This is a genomic window from Pedobacter sp. GW822-FHT03F06, from assembly GCF_058801365.1.
Genome location: NZ_JBXANE010000001.1, coordinates 361,589 through 379,591, shown reverse-complemented (window position 1 = coordinate 379,591; position 18,003 = coordinate 361,589). Strand labels below are relative to the sequence as shown.

Genomic DNA, 18,003 nt, shown 5'->3' with positions numbered 1-18,003 from the left:
GTAAAATACCAATGATGGAGGATGTACAAGTATTGCCTAATTTGTAAACACAAAAGCTCCAGATCTTTCGGCCTGGAGCTTTTTGTAATTTATTCTTGTAATTAGAATTTATAAGATAATGTGGTCATGAACTGACGTGGCGGAATTGGATTTACACTGTAGTTTTCATGTACGAAATAGTTTAACTCATTTGTGATGTTCGAAATCTTCGCCAATAATGAAATTTTTCTCCAGTTATAACCAGCAGACAAATCGAAAGTTGTAAAGGAACTTAATGGAATTAATCTGCTATATGCTTGTATTTTAGAGTCGTTATATCCACCATTGCGAGCGCCAGTGTAGTACGCTGATGCACCAAGCTTTAAACCTTTAACGCTTCCTTCTTGGAAAGTATAAAATAACGTTCCGTTAGCTGTATTTTTAGTAGTACCTACCAATCTTTGTCCTTCTATAATTCCACCAACAATAACATCTCTAGTTGCATTAGGGTTAGTAGGAGTTGGCGCTGCCACTTTTAAAACTGTTCTATTACGGGTTTCGGTATAGCGAATATAGTTATAGCTATAGCCAGCAATAAAGTTCAAGCCTTTTACTATTGTACCTGTAATATCAAGTTCTAAACCATCACTTAACGATTTTCCATTAAGTTCTTTAATGTTAGCATCGCCATTTGGCACACCTTGTGCATTAATTAGTGCCTGTTGTGCAAATTTATCATTGGCAATTCTGTACCAGGTTAAGTTAACAGATAATCTGCCTTTGAGTAAGTCGTTTTTAACACCAGCCTCATATTGTTGCAATGTTGAAGGATCTAATGGAGCTAAATTAATATCGGTTCCTGTATTCTGAACAAAATTGCTCGAATAACTGGCATATACTGATGTTGTTTTTAACGGTTGATAGATTAAACCAAATTTAGGAGTAAAGGCACTTTCTACTTTTGACTTATTTAAACTGTTTACACTTAAGGTTTGTACACCTGTAGCTAAGTTTGTGGTAACAGTTCTTGGTGTTTTTTGGAAAGTATAACGAACACCGGCAAGTACTTTAAATTTGTCGGTAATCGAAACCAAATCCTGTACAAATGTACCCATGCGGTATATTGGCGCAAAAGTCTCTGAAACTACATTTACGGTTGGCTCAATACCCGATCCGAAATAAGTTGATGGATCAAGTAAGTTGACGTTGCCATAGTTAAAAGCAGCTAGGTTATTGTTGAAGGTAAAACCACCGCTGGTTGTACGCGATTGATCTGCATCAGCACCAACCAGTAGCGTGTGACTTATACTTCCGGTTTTAAAATAACCATTTAAATTAATCTGCTCATTGTAAGTGAATTCTTTTGTTTTAGAGCGGGTAATATTTCTTGCAGCAATACCATAAGGAAGTGGGTTATTTGCTACTTTAGTATCCGCAAATGGGCGTTCTGCACTAAAATAGTTGCGGTTGTAGGATTGCACATTAGCCAATACATTCAACTTCCAATTGTCGTTAAATTTATGGTTAATGTTTAATTGTGTCGTAGCTGTATTCGTTTTGTTGTATGCCCAAGGCGCATTTACAAAAGCATTGCGGCCTATATCTACGATTTGATTTTCAACAGTACCAACACCAAAATCTGGCGTCATGTTACTTTTCAAATAATCACCTTGTAATAAAATATCTGTTTTCTCGCTTATTTTATAAAGTAAAGATGGATTTACATAAACCCTGTTCGAGTTGACACTATTTCTGAAACTTGCAGCATCTTCATATGTACCAATTAAACGAAAGGCTAAATTCTTTGTAATCGGGCCATAAATATCTCCTGTTGGTTTGTACATATCATAACTACCACCTCGCATAGAAACTTCACCACCGTATTCGAATTTAGGTTTTTTTGTTACCAGGTTCACTACAGCTCCACCACTTACACCTCCGTAAAGCAAAGCGGCACTTCCTTTTAAAATCTCAACGGATTCCAATGTACTGGTTTCAGGCATACCGCCGCTTGTAGCCCGCGATCCATTTTTGAAAATATTATTGGCACCTAAATTATACCCACGTGCAAAAAAGGTTTCACCACTTACCCCACCTCTGTTTTCGCCAAAAGCAACACCATTTACGTTTTTCAATACATCGCTTAAACGGTTGGCTTGTATATCAGTTATTACCTGGTTGCCGATAATTTGAACCGCCTGTGGAAGATCCATAGGGGCAATGGCAATTTTACCCAGATTAGCCGGCTTTCTATTTGGTGTTTTGTAACCATTAATCGCTACTTCGTCCAATTGAGATGAAGATTCTGCAATGGTGAAATCAGCAGTTACAGTTTGACCAGCCGCTACAGTAATTGATTTTTCCTGAGCAGAAACGCCAATAGCAGATGTTTTGATCGTATAGGTGCCAGGTGTCAGATTTTTAATGGTGAAATTACCTTTCTCATCTGTTTGTGTAGTTTTACCAGTGTTTTTTAAACCAACACTTACATAAGCAGCTGGATTGCCATCGCTGGTTTTAATTGAGCCCGAAACAGAGCAATTTTTGCTTTGTGCCATGGTATCTCCTGCCAAAAACAGGAAAAAAGCTATAAAACTTAAAAGAAAAGTAAATTTTTTATTCATCTTTATTTAGATTAATTCTTAGTTGGCGCAAAGGAAGCGTTTTTGCAGCGGAATTACAAAATTATTTTTATTCGTTCTAAATAAGATTAGATTTTAGTTTGCTTTTTAAAATACATGACTTTTTTGAATGCGTATATTAGGATATATCAAATTTAATTATGCAAAATAGCGAAGACCATTTCTACTCTAATCTGCCCGTTCATAAAATGCCATTACATCAATTGTTGATTCAAAATCAATTATTTGAAAAAGTGGTTGCCAGCTGGTCTGTAATCATCACCGATATTAAGCGCTCAACAGTGGCTGTAAATTCGGGCCTACACGAAAATGTTAACCTGATTGCTACTGGAAGTATTGTTGCGGTACTCAATATTGCATTTAAAGCAAACATTTTGGTTCCGTTTTTCTTCGGTGGCGATGGGGCTACTTTTATTGTTCCGCCCAGTATTGTAGATGATGTGATGAAATCGCTGCTAAAATACAAAGCTAACACCTTACAAAATTTTAACCTTGATTTAAGGACTGGGATTATACCTGTTGAAGAAATCTACAAACAAGGGCATAGCCTTAACATTTGTAGATTCAGTAGCGCTGAAACGTTTTCCATCCCCGTTATTTTAGGCGATGGACTGGCCTATGCAGAACAGATTATCAAAGGAGATGATTACCTGCTTGCCGGCCATAATACTGCAAGTGATGAAATCGATTTAAGTGGTATGCAATGCCGTTGGGATAAGATAGCGCCACCCGAAAACAGTGATGAGGTGGTTACATTAATTGTTATAGCTTCAGAAATAGAACAACAGGCAATGGCATTCAGTAAAGTGATCCATCACCTCGATCAAATTTATGGAACCCCCGAAAAGCGCCAGCCGATTTCAGTTTCTAAGCTGATTTTTAAGACAAGTTTTAACAGTTTAGGGCAAGAGATGAAACACCGGGTTGGAAAGATTAAACTCTTTGAACTGATCAAGTCATGGCTCATCAATATTTATGGCTACATCTATTTCAGAACGGAGCGGGGTAAAAAATACCTGAAGCAGCTTGTAGAAATGTCGGATACGCTGGTGATAGATGGTAGAATAAATACTGTAATTACCGGAACTGCACAGCAGCGATTAATATTGCAGAAAGCGCTTAATCAGCTGGAAAAAAATAATGAAATTTTATATGCGCTCTATGTTAGCGGCGAATCGATCATGTCTTGCTATGTTAGGGATCTGGAGGATGATCACATTCATTTTGTTGACGGAGCAGATGGGGGATATACTCAGGCCGCGGGAATCCTTAAACAGAAAATACGCGATAAATTAAATACCAGATGATAAAAGGTTAACAATAGCCAAACATTTGTAATGGCCAACTTGTATGATAGTTAGTGTGATTTGATTTTATCATAAGTATCAGCATAGTCGGGTTTTAATTTTTAAAGTATAAATGGAAAGTTATTCAAGGGTTTTAAGTAATAATCAGCTTTTAGAGGTTCTTTCCTTATCAAAAGATGCAACAGCCATATACACATCCGAGCATATTGTAATCGAAATGGCCAATGATGCCATGATTGCTTTTTGGGGAAAAGACCGCTCTATTATTGGTAAACCGTTAGAAGATGCTGTGCCTGAGTTAAAAGGTCAGCCCTTTATCAATATGCTGAAAAACGTGTTGCTAACCGGGATTACAGATAAAGGAGATGCTATTCCGGCTGAAACCCTAAGGGATGGAAGGTTACAAACAGCTTATTATGCTTACGAATACCGCGCCATTAAGGATGAAACTGGGATGCCTTATTGTGTTCTTCATACCGCAAGCGATGTTACTGATATGGTTAATGCGAAAAAAGCCATTAAAGAAACTGAACTGCAACGGGAAGCACTAGATCAGGAACAGCTTCTAATCAGTATAAAGGAGGAGCGGCAAAAGAATGATTTTATCAGTATGGTAAGCCATGAGTTAAAAACGCCTTTAACCTCTATTAGTGCTTATGTTCAATTGATGCAGAATCGGAGTTTAACAGATCTTTTTATCGTAAATACTTTAGATAAAGTTCAAAAACAGATCCGGAAAATGAGTTCCATGATCACTTCTTTTTTAAATGTATCACGTTTAGAATCAGGAGAAATTCACTTGAACCTATCTCATTTTGATCTTGATAAACTGATTTCTGATCTTGTAGAAGACCTAAGGTTAGTCCATCCCGCTAATCAGATTAATTATGCAGCGGATAAGCCTAAATTAATATATGCAGATAAAGATAAAATTGACTCTGTAATTTCAAATTTGATTAGCAACGCTGTAAAATATTCAGATCAGGGCAGTACTGTTTCTGTTCAATCAGAAGCCCTGGAAAATGAAGTACATGTTGCTGTAGCAGATAATGGCATTGGCATACAGGCTCATGATTTAGAGAAACTTTTTGATCGGTTTTACAGGGTAGAAAATCAGCAAACTAAAACCATCTCAGGTTTTGGGATCGGTTTATACCTAAGTGCGGAGATTATAAATTTGCATCATGGTAAAATTTGGGCAGAAAGTACCTATGGTGCTGGTTCTACATTTCACTTTTCGCTTCCTGTAAGCGCTAATCTTACATGATTAAACCACAATTGAAGTTTCGAGGTTAGTTTAAGAAAAAGCAAAAGATTGGACGCCAGGATGATAAATCGTCATTTCGACTGGAGTACGGTTCCGAAGCTAAATCCTACTGTGTGGACACATTTTTTTGATTTTTTAGGCGTTTTCCTAGCTTCCTCTAATAACACATTGTTTTAACCGAAGAACTTCGTCAATCCCAAGGGCCCGAGAAATCAAAAAAACAGTTGTAGGAAGGAACAAATAGTACTGCCAAACCTAAACGTAGTGGTTTTGTGTTCATAAACGCTAATTAAAGTTTTAAATAAGTATTGAACACAAACCCCAAAGGGCTCAATCAGCCCAAAGAAAACACAAACAAAAACTGATTAAACGATGTGCCTCTGTTTTTTGATGTGTGTAGGATTGTGTAAAAGGCCCATTGCTGGATTGACAGAGCGTTTTGGGTACTTTGGCGCTCCAAAATGCGCCAGCATTCTTGAGCACTAATAAAAACAACTTGATCTGCGAAAAACTACCATGCCCCCGCGGCAAAGAGCGGAAAAGTCAATGTTTGTTTAATTATTTTTTTTTGAAACAATGTCTTTTAGTAGCTGGAAAGATGCTGAAATGAATTCAGCATGATGATTGCCTTAGGAATGTATGTTAAAAACAACTATAAAATTAACAAAAGATGTGCCCGCACGGTAGGGTGTTAAGTCGAAAGAGAAATCTTTGGACGATGTTTATTGAATTGTTCAAAGATTTCTCCTTCGAAAGAGTTCCGTTGGAACATTGCGGTGAAAATGACGGCTGACTTTAACTATTTAAAATTTCATCAATCAGTTTTACTTCAGTATCGCTAAATTTTATATTATCTAAAGCTTTAATTGAATCCGTAATCTGCTCTGGTTTACTGGCACCTATTAATACCGTTGTAATTCTATCGTCTTTTAGTATCCACGATAAAGCCATATGTGCTAATTTTTGCCCACGCGATTTGGCAACATCATTTAGTTTAGCAATTACGGCTAATTTCTCCGGCGTAATATTGCTTTCTTTCAGGAAAATACCACTGGTGGATACTCTCGAATCAGAAGGAATACCGTGTAAATATTTATCGGTAAGTAAACCTTGTGCCAATGGCGAAAACGGAATACAACCCACGCCATTTTGCGCTAAAACATCAAGTAAACCACCTTCCACCCAACGTTCGAACATCGAATATTTAGGTTGGTGGATTAAACATGGCGTGCCGTTATCTTTTAAAATTTTGATGGCTTTTGCAGCTTCTTCTGCCTGATAATTTGAAATACCTACATATAAAGCTTTTCCCTGTTGAACCATAAGACTTAAAGCCCCCATAGTTTCTTCAAGCGGAGTTTCAGGATCTGGACGGTGGTGGTAAAAAATATCAACATAATCCAGTTTCATACGTTTTAAACTTTGGTCTAAACTAGAGACCAGGTATTTTTTCGATCCCCAGTCGCCATAAGGACCATCCCACATTGTATATCCGGCTTTGCTCGAAATAATCATTTCATCGCGGTAGCCCCTAAAATTTTCATGAAGGATTTTTCCGAAAACTTCTTCAGCCGAGCCCGGAGGCGGCCCATAATTATTTGCTAAATCGAAGTGGGTAATTCCATTGTTAAAAGCAGTATAAATTAGGTTTTTGCTGTTTTCAAAAACGTTTACATGCCCGAAATTATGCCATAAACCCAACGATATTGCTGGCAATTTTATGCCACTGTTTCCGCAACGGCGATATAGCATTTTGTCGTAACGATCTGTTGAAATGATTTGATTCATATTTGGAATTTGATTGCCGCAATAATAATCAGTTTTACCGGATTTTAATCAATATTAGGTTAATATTTGTCTGCTGGCGACCAAAAATTAGTAGCACGCAGTTAAAATGTATTTTCTCATCATACTGAAACTGTTTAAACCTTCCAGTTAATCCATCTCTTTTAAAAAAAAAATCTCCAATATGTTTTTGAAAAACAAAAAAATAAATCAAATATTTTTAATCATTCAACATTTTGTTATCGCCATTTCTACAAATCGTATCATCACTGGCATTTAATTAAAATTAGTCTTTAATATATGTATTTTGATTATTCTAAATCGTTTTATTTAAAAAGTTAAGTCATATATTTATATTTAAAAACTTAATTAAAAATCTAAACCAAGTATTCCATTTTATGAAATTACAATCATTAACGAACCTCGGTATGCTCGCTGTAATTGGCTTTGCATCTTGTCAATCCGGAACCAAAAAATCTTCATCAGCTGATCGTTTAAAAAGCGACTCAATAGCCGTCGTAAAACTTGTCGCCGATTCTTTTAAAAAGGAAATTGATGGTAAACAAACAACGTTATACACCTTAAAGAATAAGCATAATGCGGAGGCTATTTTTACCAATTATGGTGGTCGCCTGGTGAGTTTATTGGTGCCAAATAAGGATGGTAAGTTAGTGGATGTGGTAGTGGGATTTAAAAGTGTTCATGATTACGAAAAATCAACCGAGCCCTATTTTGGTGCAACTATTGGCCGATATGGCAACCGCATATCAAAGGGTAAATTTACACTTGAAGGTAAAACCTATTCACTGTTTACCAATAACGGACAGAATACCCTTCATGGTGGAAAAAAAGGCTATCAATATGTAGTTTGGGATGCTACTCAGCTAAGTGCCAATACCTTAGTGCTTCATTACTTATCAAAAGATGGCGATGAAAATTTTCCGGGCAATTTAGATGTTAAAGTAACTTATACCTTAACGGATGATAATGAACTGAAAATGGACTACGAGGCTAAAACAGATAAAACCACTATCGTAAACTTAACAAACCATGCGTTCTTTAATTTAAATGGTGATGGAAGCGGTGAGATTTTGAACCACGAGGTACAGATTTATGCAGATGAGTACACGCCCGTTGATTCTACCTTGATCCCGACAGGAAAAATTGAAAAGGTTAAGGGAACGCCGTTTGATTTTACCAAAGCAACTACCATTGGTGCCCGTATAAACGATAAAAACGAGCAGTTAACCTTCGGGAAAGGTTATGATCATAATTACGTGCTAAATAAAACCAAAGCAATGGGCATGTTTCATGCGGCTACGGTTAAAGGAGATAAGTCGGGTATAGTGATGGATATTTATACACAGGAGCCAGGCTTACAGTTTTATAGCGGAAATTTTATGCAAAGTAAAAATACTTTTAAAACTGGTGCTAAAGATGATTTTAGAACAGCAATTGCATTGGAAACACAACATTTCCCAGATTCACCAAATCAACCCGCTTTTCCATCAACGGTTTTAAAGCCTGGGCAGGTGTATAAAACAAGCTCGATATATAAATTTACCAAATAATCTTTTGTTGGTCGCTGTATCCCAACAATGATAAAATAAAAACGGCCTGTAGAAATGCAGGTCGTTTTTATTTAGAAAAGTTCTTGTAAAACTGGATCTGTATAATCTTCTATAAAAGCAATAATGTTGTTGTAAGCTGCAAATTCTTCTTTAGTATGCATGGTTGTTAGTACAACACATCTCATCCCAGCATTCTGCGCTGCTTCAACACCTTTTGGTGCATCTTCAAAAACGATGCATTGACTGGCTTCAACGCCTAAAATTTCAGCCCCTTTGGTAAAAGTTTCCGGATCGGGTTTACTATTGACCACATCTTCGGCACTTACTATGGCTTTAAAATAGGAACGCACATTTAAATTATCGAGTACAAAATCAATATTGAAGGGAATAGCAGCAGAGCCAATTGCCATTTGAATGCCTGATTGTTTTGCTTTTTCTAAAAAATCGCCTAAACCTGCTATTAATGTTAAATGTTTTTTATAAGCCGCTTGATATCTATGCTCTTTTTCGATTGAAATCTGATCAATCTGTTCCTGAGAGAAATGACCAATACCAAAAACACGTTCTAACAGATCTTGATTTTTACCATACATCTGTTTTTTTACCGCATCGAAGCTAATACTTGCTCCTAAATCTTTTGTAAGTATGTTATGCCAGGCATGATTGTGGAAAGCCATATCGTTAATCATGGTTCCATTAAGATCGAAAAGAAAAGCTTTGGGTTTATTATCCGTCATGGCGGCAAAATTATCAGATTTTTTTATGATTAAGTTAAATTATTGTGATCAAAGCTAAAATTTAATGAATAAATTATTCCTTAAAGTGGTGCCAAAAACAGATGGCGTAAAAATAAATTTTCCACAACTGTAATTTTTTGACTGTAGAACTCGTTTTCATATTTGGAAATCCGGTATTCAAGCAATAGCTTGCATCGTTTTAAAACCCAGATAAATATTATGACTGCTGCCCATCATGAAAGTGAGCCTCTTATTAAGTATTTAATTGAGCTGCAGCCATTAAGAAAAGAGATAATTGAGCGGATAAAAACTGAAACATTTAAAATCTCTGTGCATAAGAATGAGATTTTACCTAACCTTAGTGAGATCAGTGGTGAGTGTTTATTTTTTATTGTTAAAGGTTTAGTGCGGGCTTTTGTAATGGATGAAGGAAAAGATATTACCGCTTGGTTAACAGATGAAAATCACCTTGTTGGTAGTATTCGAAATCCGGGAACGCTTATCCCAACTTATCAGGAACAATATCAGGCCCTGGAAGATTCGGAACTGCTCATACTACCATATCGTTTTATTGACGATATGTATATACAATTTCCTGAAACCAACATTTTAGCCAGAAAATTATTGGCCATACTTTACCATATGTCGCAGGAGCGGTCTATTTTGTCGCGAATCCCTTCAGCAGAAATAAGGTACAAACAGTTTAAAATTGGTTATCCTACCATAAAGTCGAGGGTTCCTTTAAAATTTTTGGCCAGCTATCTGGGGATGCGGATCGAAACTTTAAGCAGGATCAGGAAGAAAGAAAAACGGGAAGAAAAGGATTAATCCCTCTTTTTAAAGTAAAAATAGCAAAGCGGGAAAAGACAGATTAACCCCAATAGAACACCGCCAACTGTATCGGTAAACCAATGAGCACCCAGGTAAATTCTCGATGGGGCAATGGTAATCATCAAAAACGCTGATAGATAAGTCACTATATTTCTAGTTAGCTTAGGCATGTCTTTAAGCGTATTCATCAAAATAATTAAGAAGCCAAAAAAGAGGGTATAAGAAAGTACATGCCCACTGGGGTAGCTCTGAAAGCGGTTTACTTCCACCAGTCGTACATAAAAGGCAGTAGGGCGAGGACGGTTAATTACATTTTTTATACCCAGGATAATTAATCCAGATAATAAAACTGATGAAATGAATAGACCTTCTCGTTTATATTTCTGCTGATAAAATATGATTGCCACCACTACTACTGAAAGTAATGAATAGGGGAGTTCGCCAAAAAAACTGATGGCCAACATTAATTTATCTAACCAGTCTGCATGGTATTGCTGAATAAACAATGAGGTTTTAACATCAAAATCAAGTATAGGGTGCTGCGCAATGAAAAAACTTAAACAGGTAAATGCAGCAATTAATATAATGAGGATAAAAATTAGCGTATTTCGTTTTAAAATCATAGGTATAGGTTGATCAAAAACCAAAACTATGGATTTTATGCTAATAGATACAAAATTTTCAGCTTTTTAGAAATGGATTTGAGCATCAAAATCTGTGAAAGTCTAAATTTAAAGTATGAGAAAAACTACAAGACCAAAAATATTCATCAAGGAAATAAAACGATTCATCAAGGAAAAACGCCTATCTGTATAATCCGTTATGATATGTTGAAATGATTTTTAATCTTCGAATCAGATAATAAGGATATCTATGCTTACGAGGTTGGCAGGATTAATTTCCTGCCGACTGAAGGAGCACACCACTCGACAATTTACTCACAAATTATACGTTTTGTATTAACGCTCCAACCGAAGCCTCCTCCTTTAAATGAGGAGGTGCTTAGGTTGATCAATATCGCCCCTTCTATCACCAATTTTTTAAACAATTTAGAATTATTAACGGTTTCTTTGGTATGGAGCCTAAGCCATATAAAGATGAGGAGATCAAAGTTCCCCGCTTTGAAGAAAGTGCTGGTTTTTACACTACTGCGCAACGGAGTAAGAACATGTATAAAATTAGGTCAAAAAATAGCCTGGCCGAATTGAAACTACGTAAGGCGCTTTGGGGCAAACATATAAGGTTCAGAACCCATCCTAAAAATTTTCCTGGCAAACCCGATCTGGTTATCAATAAGTACAGGCTCGCCATATTTGTAGATGGCGATTTTTGGCATGGTTACAAATGGGACGAAAAGAAATCAACTTTAAAAACAAATTCTGGTTTTTGGATCCCGAAGATTGAACGAAATATCCAACGCGACAAACATATTAACCAACAGCTGCATGCTCAAGGTTATACCGTAATGCGGTTTTGGGAACACGAGGTAAAAGAAAATTTAATAGCATGCGTTAATCAGGTTTTACTTTATATCGAGGCGGCTAAAGCGGCAATAATACCGCAGTTTGAGGATTAGACTATTTATTTTACGATAATCTGCTTCGGGTCGGTAACTAAAATCTGTTTTTTGCCCTTATAATCAGATATAATTCCGGTAACACAAATTTTATTTCCCATAAACATGCTTGAAGGTTCTGAAGGAAATTTAACAATGTCTTCTTTATTGATGACTACGGTAATCAGCTCTTTTGGATAGGCACCACCTAAATTAATTAATGTTAATTTATCTAATGCCTTTGCACTATATACCGAATCGCAAATGGTTACATTTTTACCAATATATTGAGCAACGTCTTTGGCTAATACCAGCGTTTGGCTCTTTGTATAAAGTGCCGAAGCTGTTAGCAACAACAGAAGAGATAATTTTTTCATGAATGGGATGATTTAAATGAAAATTTAATAAGGCCAAAAGCATTGGTTTATCCTTTCAAAGGTAAGCTGAATTTGGTAGAAATCAATAACTAAGACCAAACAAGCACAAATATTACATGAATTGGATTTTATGTTGACCTAAAAAATTTCTAAATTGTAAGGTAAATATTGCTAGCCAAATATTTTCTTCGCATTTATATGAAAGTAGATTACATTGCGTTATCTGTACCCGTGTTTTTTATTCTGATCGGAATAGAATTGGCCTATAATTTTTATAAAAAACTAAATTATTATCGGCTTAATGATAGTATTGCCAATTTAAGTCAGGGTATAGGGCAACAGCTCACCGGGATATTTATGAAAACCGCATTGTTTTTTGGCTACAAATATATTTTTGAGCACTGGCGTTTATTTGAATTACCCAAAACAATATGGGTTTGGATACTGCTATTTATTGGCGTCGATTTTTTCTATTATTGGTTTCATCGGATGAGCCACGAAGTAAATGCTTTATGGGCAGCACATATTGTACACCACCAATCAGAAGAATATAATTTAACCGTGGCTTTACGGCAAAGCTGGTTTCAGGGCTGGTTTAGCTGGGTGTTTTACCTTCCATTGGCATTTGTTGGTTTTGATCCGATTATGTTCTTAACACTAAGTTCTTTCAATACTTTGTATCAGTTTTGGATTCATACCAGAGCCATTAAAAGTTTGGGCTTTTTAGAGTATATTTTAAACACACCTTCACATCATCGGGTACATCATGGCTCTAATCCAAAATATATCGATAAAAACCACGCTGGTACATTGATTATATGGGACCGCTTTTTTGGTACTTTTCAGAAAGAAGAAGAAGCGGTTTATTATGGCATCACCAAACCCTTAGCCAGCTGGAATCCCGTTTGGGCGAATCTTCATTATTGGGATGATCTGGTTACAACAGCAAAACAATCACCTAAATTCAGTGATAAAATTAAAGTTTTTCTTAAACCGCCTGGCTGGTTTCCAGTACACCTGGGTGGATTTCAACATGCGCCTGAAATAGATGCAGAAACCTATAAAAAGTATAATCCAGCCTATCAATCAAAGTTAACGGGTTACGTCCTGATTCAGTTTTTAATTGCTTTAACTGCTGGTTCTGCGATATTGTTTTCTTATCAGAAAATGGAAACCATTGATTTAGTATCAGGAGCTATTTTTACTATATTCACATTAATTACCTGTGGTGCTTTATTAGAACAAAAGATATGGCAAATTAGGTTCGAATATTTTAGGCTGCTGTTTGGTGTTTTGCTGGTTTTATTTTTGAAATTTCCGATCGGATATCAAGTAATTTTTGTGGCAATCCAGTTAATATCCGTAATTTGGTTTTTTAATTTGCAAAAGGCAAATCCCAACCCTGATGAAGACTAAGCTATTTTCATTTATATTTTTCCTCGTATTTGTAATTCAGCTATATGCCGAATATGCCAATAATATTGAGCTCCGAAATTTCTCTAAGCCATTAATTGTGGTGGTGCTTTTAGTATGGCTTTATCTGAGCACAAACTTGAAAGGGCGTTTCCATAAGAGAATTTTCATCGGATTAATTTTTGCTTGGGCTGGTGATATTTTGCTGATGTTTCAAAGCGGTAAACCAAGTTTTTTTATCTATGGGTTAATCGCTTTCGTTGCCTGCCATATTTTTTACATCAGGGCATTTACACTTGATCATAGATCGAATCCCAATCACAAAACACCTTATTTTTTGTGGGCTGTGGGCGCATTTGCTATTTTTTGTTCAGGTCTGTTTTTCTACCTGCAGCCAAAACTAGGCGCAATGCAGTTCCCCGTTTTAATGTATGCCATTATTATCACGGTTATGGCTATTATGGCTGTTAACCGGTACGGGAAAGTGAATATTTTCAGCTTTAAACTTATTCTATATGGGGCACTGTTTTTCTTACTGTCAGACAGTGTGTTGGCCGTGAATAAATTCGCTCAGCCCATTCCGCAAAGTGGGGCTTTAATTATGGCAAGTTATATGATTGCGCAGTATCTGATTGTTTATGGAACCATTTCTCGTCAGTTAGTGGTTACAAGAACCGAAGTATAACAGATTTACTTAAGCCATTTAATCTTTGAAGTTTTCGAAAAGCAGGTTTCTATGGTAATCTGTTGAAGCAGTCCTGCTATCGTTCCAATTTTTTTAATGCTGCGCTAAAAAGGTAAGTTACTGGAAATTAAAAAGGATTACCACTTGATCAGGTTTTATAGCACTTTGCACAGTTGAAAACAAGCCAAATATAAAACGGTGTTAGTGCTTGAGCGCTTAAACCCTCCAGCTTATCACCCTCTACCTTCCACCTTTCTTTTCCTTGTCTAAAACCGTAAAAGTTTGCACCAGTCGTTCTCCATTTTCGTCAACCAGGGTTAAAGTATGTCTACCAGGCGGAGGACTAATGGCCAGTTGATGAAAGTTAGTAGTAGTGCTAACATATTCATTATCAATATGCCAATGTATTTTAACGCCTGAATTTCTGTGGGCTGCATTAATTACAATTTTGCCTCTTGTTCCATCTAGTTCTAAGGGGATGTAAACTATTGCATTGTTTTTCGGGTAAATTACCTCCATTACACTGTTACCGCCTGAAAGGTCGCAGCCACTTTTAAAAGGAGGAAGGGATTTATAATCGCTATTCTTTATTTTATAATAATATTCCATAGCTGGTGGTAAAATAAACCAGTTTTTATGTAACATATGGGTTATGCTTTCACATTGGTCGGTAACCCTAAACGTGCCTGTTCTGTCCAAATGAACCAATTTATGGAAAGGACAAACGGCCGTTTTTTCTCCTGCAACCGGCACTAATTCTTCTGTCACATTTGTACAGTATTCTCCAGCCTTATAACCGCTCTGTTTGCATATTTTTATCTTTTTAAGTTTGGTGACTGGTGTTTCGAACCATTTTCCATTAGGCAGTAACCTGAAAATGTCAAATAGAACTGGGGCAGCTGCTTCAATCCCTACCAGGCCAGGCCTTCCTTCTCCATCGGCATTGCCCACCCAAACACAAACCACATAATTTGGTGTTAAGCCAACAGCCCAGGCATCGCGAAAACCGAAACTCGTTCCTGTTTTCCAGGCAACTCTTTGCGAAGAAGAAAATTGCTCCCATAAACCTTCATCGCCTGGCCGCATTACCTCTTCCATTGCATTAAAAGTAGCCCAAATAGCGCCGTGATCTAAAAAGGAGGTGCGCTGATAATCTCTTTCATCTTTATTTTCACTATTGAAATAGCTTGCAGGTTTATAATCTTCAGGGTTATACAAACCTTTATAGGTATTGAAATGATTTAGCGTACGCACCATGCCCATGTAGGTGTTGGCCAGATCCCACATCGTAACTTCGCTACCGCCTAAAATTAAAGACAGGCCATAATGATCTGCTGGTTGGTTAAGTGTTCCTATTCCCAGTTTTTTTAGTTTATCGTAAAATCGTTCGTATTTATATTGCTGCAACATTTTCACCGCAGGGATGTTTAAAGAGCGGCTCAACGCTTTATCGGCAGCAATGGCACCATCATAGCCCAAATCATAATTTTGTGGTGAATAACCCGCTATTTGAGTTGGGATATCGGGAACTAAAGTGTGCGGCAAAATAAAGCCATCATTCATCATACTCGCATAAAGCAAAGGTTTTAAGGTACTGCCAGGACTTCGTGGCGCTTTAATCATATCCACGTGGCTTTGCAGGTCAGTATTTTCGGGCTGGTAAATATTGCCTACATAACTTACCACTTGACCAGTTTTGGCATTGAGTACCAGCGCCGAAATATTATTAATGTCGTTTGCCCGGTAGCGGTTGTTGTACCGTTTTAATATGGCATTAACTTTTAGTTGGATATTTTCATCCAGCGTAGATGTAATTCTGGTAAAGGGAATTTTAAGGTTCGCTCGTTCTACTTTAAAACGGTTTAACAGATGCGGTGCATTTTGGGGCAGGGGCATAGGCTTGCCCGGAACGGGTTCTAGCTTAGCTAAATTAGCTGTTGCCTGATCGATGTATCTTAACTTAGCCAGCTTATCTAATAAATCGTTTCTTTTTTTAATTAACCGCGTTGAGTTTTTACCAGGATGGACCAAAGAAGGACTATTGGGCAATACTGCTAATGTTGCCATTTCGCCCCATGATAGGGTTTTTGCATTGCGACCGTAATAGCGCCAACTTGCCGCTTCTAAACCCACAACATTACTGCCGAAGGGCGCATTTGCTGCGTATAGTCCAATAATTTCCGCTTTTGAATATTTTGTTTCCAAGCGAATGGCTAAAATCACTTCCAATAATTTCTGCCAAACCGTTCGGTCTTGTTTTCGCGATAATCGGATTACCTGCATGCTTAATGTACTACCGCCACTAACCACACTTTTTGCCTTCCAGTTTTGCCGCATGGCCCTGCTCATGGCTAAAAAATCAATGCCAAAGTGACTATAGAACCGCTTATCCTCGAAAGCAATGATACAATCTTTAAATTTTACAGGAACAATGTCTGCTACTGGGAATCGCCATTGTCCGTCGCTGGCAATGGCTGCGCTTAATAAATTGCCATTGCTGGCTTCGATTACAAAGGAAGTAGGCGTTTTAAATAATTTTGAGGGCAGCGAAAAAAGAAATGCCAAAATCAGGACAAAGCAGATGAGATCGGAAATGAGGAAAGCTTTTGGGATTTTATTCATTTAATTTTTAACGCTGGTTTTATCGCCTCGTTAAGACGTTTATTATTTTTTATTTTCGAAGGTCGTAGCACGACACTATAACTAGATACGAGCGCTACAAACAGGATTATGCGCTTTATAAATTTATTTATCAAGCGCCTTATTTAATATGGCTTCAAAAACGGGCTGAAAATGGATTAAAACTTTATCGTTTATAAGTTTGTAGTTTTCTTTATCAAAAACCACATCATCGAATTTTTGATTTTTGTAGCCAGGCTCCAGGAGTACTTTAAAATCATTACTTCCTTTTAAATACCTGATGATCGAAAGATTATAGAACAACATCGGTCGTTTATCATACATGCTCAATGTTGCAATGCCAAAATCGTGATCGAAACCAAAAAACATTCGCATAGGATCTGCTAAGGTGTAGGCATTTTTTGTTCTGATAATTATAATCTGATCCAGGTTATTTTTGATACAGAAATCTTCAGCATAGGCAACCATTTTTTTATATTTATATCGCTGAGAAAAATACTCAAGCTCTTTAAAGTCAAAATTTTCTAATTCCTTATTTTCAACATTTTTTTTATTTAAATAAGTAGTTAAATAAGTTAACAGATTAAAATTTAAGTCGTTTTCGGCAAGTACTTTTGGTTTAAACGCTCCTTTAAGGTAAACATATCCCATCTGGTAGTTACTGTCGGATACAATTGCGGTTTTTTGTGCAATTGAACACAAGGGAATAAAAAAAACAAGAATTGTAAATATAATTTTCATTCGGGCTGATTTCTGTTTTGTATATTCTTCGATTGGTCGTAGCGAGACGCTACGACCAATATTTTGTTTTGCTGTTGCCATGGTTCGTGTCTCCACGAACCACTTATGTGTTTATAAAAATTCTAATCTTAAATCACTTAGAAACGAATAATTAGTTTTGTTCTTTTCGTAAAAGGAAGCTGATGAGTACAAATAATCTTCTGGTTCTGTTGCTAATTGCCAATGCTCCGTACAGGGGTTATTATGCAAATAATCCAGTTTTTGATATGCAACTTCTGGAGTATATAAATGTATTGCTAAAGGATCTCTTTGCCAAAATTCATAATTTTTATTAATGGAATTTGTATGATAATTGCTGAGCTCATTTGGACTTAATAGTTTTTTGAACTCATGTGCTGAGTATTTTAAAAATGAGCCTTGTGCTGTTTCTTTCCCATTTAATTAATTGATTCTCCATATGGTATGAATATGAT

The 18,003-nt window shown here is 36.7% G+C and carries 14 protein-coding genes; 7 read left to right on the top strand and 7 right to left on the bottom strand.

Annotated elements, in window-relative coordinates; all coding sequences use genetic code 11:
• Positions 1-101: 101 nt before the first annotated feature.
• Complete coding sequence (locus AC1RJ8_RS01485; RefSeq protein ID WP_492952108.1) at positions 102-2,603, bottom strand: TonB-dependent receptor domain-containing protein; 2,502 nt, start codon at positions 2,601-2,603, stop codon at positions 102-104.
• A gap of 158 nt (positions 2,604-2,761) precedes the next feature.
• Here AC1RJ8_RS01485 and AC1RJ8_RS01480 point away from each other — a divergent pair, with 158 nt between their 5' ends.
• Both AC1RJ8_RS01480 and AC1RJ8_RS01475 read left to right on the top strand, forming a co-directional pair.
• Positions 2,762-3,928, top strand: coding sequence for a DUF3095 domain-containing protein (locus tag AC1RJ8_RS01480; RefSeq protein ID WP_492952109.1), 1,167 nt, complete (start codon positions 2,762-2,764; stop codon positions 3,926-3,928).
• Positions 3,929-4,040: 112 nt separating this feature from the next.
• Complete coding sequence (locus tag AC1RJ8_RS01475) at positions 4,041-5,195, top strand: PAS domain-containing sensor histidine kinase (RefSeq protein WP_492952110.1); 1,155 nt, start codon at positions 4,041-4,043, stop codon at positions 5,193-5,195.
• Between the two features lie 795 nt (positions 5,196-5,990).
• Here AC1RJ8_RS01475 and mgrA read toward each other — a convergent pair.
• On the bottom strand, positions 5,991-6,983 hold the full coding sequence (gene mgrA / locus AC1RJ8_RS01470) for an L-glyceraldehyde 3-phosphate reductase (protein WP_492952111.1): 993 nt from the start codon (positions 6,981-6,983) through the stop codon (positions 5,991-5,993).
• A gap of 395 nt (positions 6,984-7,378) precedes the next feature.
• Here mgrA and AC1RJ8_RS01465 point away from each other — a divergent pair, with 395 nt between their 5' ends.
• Positions 7,379-8,551, top strand: a complete 1,173-nt coding sequence (locus AC1RJ8_RS01465; protein ID WP_492952112.1) for an aldose epimerase family protein — start codon at positions 7,379-7,381, stop codon at positions 8,549-8,551.
• A 71-nt stretch (positions 8,552-8,622) separates the two neighbouring features.
• Here the strand turns inward: AC1RJ8_RS01465 and AC1RJ8_RS01460 are convergent, their stop codons facing one another.
• Positions 8,623-9,288 carry an HAD family hydrolase gene (locus AC1RJ8_RS01460; RefSeq protein WP_492952113.1) on the bottom strand — a complete coding sequence of 222 codons (666 nt, stop codon included), beginning with the start codon at positions 9,286-9,288 and terminating at the stop codon, positions 8,623-8,625.
• Between the two features lie 219 nt (positions 9,289-9,507).
• Here AC1RJ8_RS01460 and AC1RJ8_RS01455 point away from each other — a divergent pair, with 219 nt between their 5' ends.
• On the top strand, positions 9,508-10,116 hold the full coding sequence (locus tag AC1RJ8_RS01455) for a Crp/Fnr family transcriptional regulator (RefSeq protein WP_492952114.1): 609 nt from the start codon (positions 9,508-9,510) through the stop codon (positions 10,114-10,116).
• Here AC1RJ8_RS01455 and AC1RJ8_RS01450 read toward each other — a convergent pair.
• The gene (locus AC1RJ8_RS01450) at positions 10,113-10,742 is read right to left on the bottom strand and encodes a phosphatase PAP2 family protein (RefSeq protein WP_492952115.1); all 630 of its coding nucleotides are present in this window, start codon (positions 10,740-10,742) and stop codon (positions 10,113-10,115) included. The genes AC1RJ8_RS01455 and AC1RJ8_RS01450 overlap by 4 nt on opposite strands.
• A 452-nt stretch (positions 10,743-11,194) precedes the next feature.
• On the opposite strand from AC1RJ8_RS01450, the gene AC1RJ8_RS01445 reads away from it, so the two are divergent.
• Positions 11,195-11,695 (top strand): very short patch repair endonuclease, encoded by a 501-nt coding sequence (locus AC1RJ8_RS01445; protein ID WP_492952116.1) that lies wholly within the window; start codon positions 11,195-11,197, stop codon positions 11,693-11,695.
• 5 nt (positions 11,696-11,700) lie between these two features.
• Here the strand turns inward: AC1RJ8_RS01445 and AC1RJ8_RS01440 are convergent, their stop codons facing one another.
• Positions 11,701-12,051 (bottom strand): hypothetical protein, encoded by a 351-nt coding sequence (locus AC1RJ8_RS01440; protein WP_492952117.1) that lies wholly within the window; start codon positions 12,049-12,051, stop codon positions 11,701-11,703.
• A gap of 198 nt (positions 12,052-12,249) precedes the next feature.
• Here AC1RJ8_RS01440 and AC1RJ8_RS01435 point away from each other — a divergent pair, with 198 nt between their 5' ends.
• On the top strand, positions 12,250-13,467 hold the full coding sequence (locus AC1RJ8_RS01435) for a sterol desaturase family protein (protein WP_492952118.1): 1,218 nt from the start codon (positions 12,250-12,252) through the stop codon (positions 13,465-13,467).
• Positions 13,457-14,149: a lysoplasmalogenase gene (locus tag AC1RJ8_RS01430; RefSeq protein WP_492952119.1), complete on the top strand. Its 693-nt coding sequence runs from the start codon at positions 13,457-13,459 to the stop codon at positions 14,147-14,149. Before AC1RJ8_RS01435 ends, AC1RJ8_RS01430 begins: the two co-directional genes overlap by 11 nt.
• A gap of 240 nt (positions 14,150-14,389) precedes the next feature.
• Here AC1RJ8_RS01430 and pbpC read toward each other — a convergent pair whose 3' ends face one another.
• Both pbpC and AC1RJ8_RS01420 read right to left on the bottom strand, forming a co-directional pair.
• Positions 14,390-16,771, bottom strand: a complete 2,382-nt coding sequence (pbpC, locus tag AC1RJ8_RS01425) for a penicillin-binding protein 1C (RefSeq protein WP_492952120.1) — start codon at positions 16,769-16,771, stop codon at positions 14,390-14,392.
• Positions 16,772-16,894: 123 nt separating this feature from the next.
• A complete protein-coding gene (locus tag AC1RJ8_RS01420) occupies positions 16,895-17,530 on the bottom strand; it encodes a hypothetical protein (protein ID WP_492952121.1) in 636 nt (211 codons plus the stop codon).
• Positions 17,531-18,003 lie beyond the last annotated feature (473 nt).

What these genes read in the sequence shown, in the direction of transcription:
- AC1RJ8_RS01485 (WP_492952108.1), bottom strand. Translation starts at nt 2,603, where the DNA reads ATGAATAAAAAATTTACTTTTCTTTTAAGTTTTATAGCTTTTTTCCTG.
- AC1RJ8_RS01480 (WP_492952109.1), top strand. Translation starts at nt 2,762, where the DNA reads ATGCAAAATAGCGAAGACCATTTCTACTCTAATCTGCCCGTTCATAAA.
- AC1RJ8_RS01475 (WP_492952110.1), top strand. Translation starts at nt 4,041, where the DNA reads ATGGAAAGTTATTCAAGGGTTTTAAGTAATAATCAGCTTTTAGAGGTT.
- mgrA (WP_492952111.1), bottom strand. Translation starts at nt 6,983, where the DNA reads ATGAATCAAATCATTTCAACAGATCGTTACGACAAAATGCTATATCGC.
- AC1RJ8_RS01465 (WP_492952112.1), top strand. Translation starts at nt 7,379, where the DNA reads ATGAAATTACAATCATTAACGAACCTCGGTATGCTCGCTGTAATTGGC.
- AC1RJ8_RS01460 (WP_492952113.1), bottom strand. Translation starts at nt 9,288, where the DNA reads ATGACGGATAATAAACCCAAAGCTTTTCTTTTCGATCTTAATGGAACC.
- AC1RJ8_RS01455 (WP_492952114.1), top strand. Translation starts at nt 9,508, where the DNA reads ATGACTGCTGCCCATCATGAAAGTGAGCCTCTTATTAAGTATTTAATT.
- AC1RJ8_RS01450 (WP_492952115.1), bottom strand. Translation starts at nt 10,742, where the DNA reads ATGATTTTAAAACGAAATACGCTAATTTTTATCCTCATTATATTAATT.
- AC1RJ8_RS01445 (WP_492952116.1), top strand. Translation starts at nt 11,195, where the DNA reads ATGGAGCCTAAGCCATATAAAGATGAGGAGATCAAAGTTCCCCGCTTT.
- AC1RJ8_RS01440 (WP_492952117.1), bottom strand. Translation starts at nt 12,051, where the DNA reads ATGAAAAAATTATCTCTTCTGTTGTTGCTAACAGCTTCGGCACTTTAT.
- AC1RJ8_RS01435 (WP_492952118.1), top strand. Translation starts at nt 12,250, where the DNA reads ATGAAAGTAGATTACATTGCGTTATCTGTACCCGTGTTTTTTATTCTG.
- AC1RJ8_RS01430 (WP_492952119.1), top strand. Translation starts at nt 13,457, where the DNA reads ATGAAGACTAAGCTATTTTCATTTATATTTTTCCTCGTATTTGTAATT.
- pbpC (WP_492952120.1), bottom strand. Translation starts at nt 16,771, where the DNA reads ATGAATAAAATCCCAAAAGCTTTCCTCATTTCCGATCTCATCTGCTTT.
- AC1RJ8_RS01420 (WP_492952121.1), bottom strand. Translation starts at nt 17,530, where the DNA reads ATGAAAATTATATTTACAATTCTTGTTTTTTTTATTCCCTTGTGTTCA.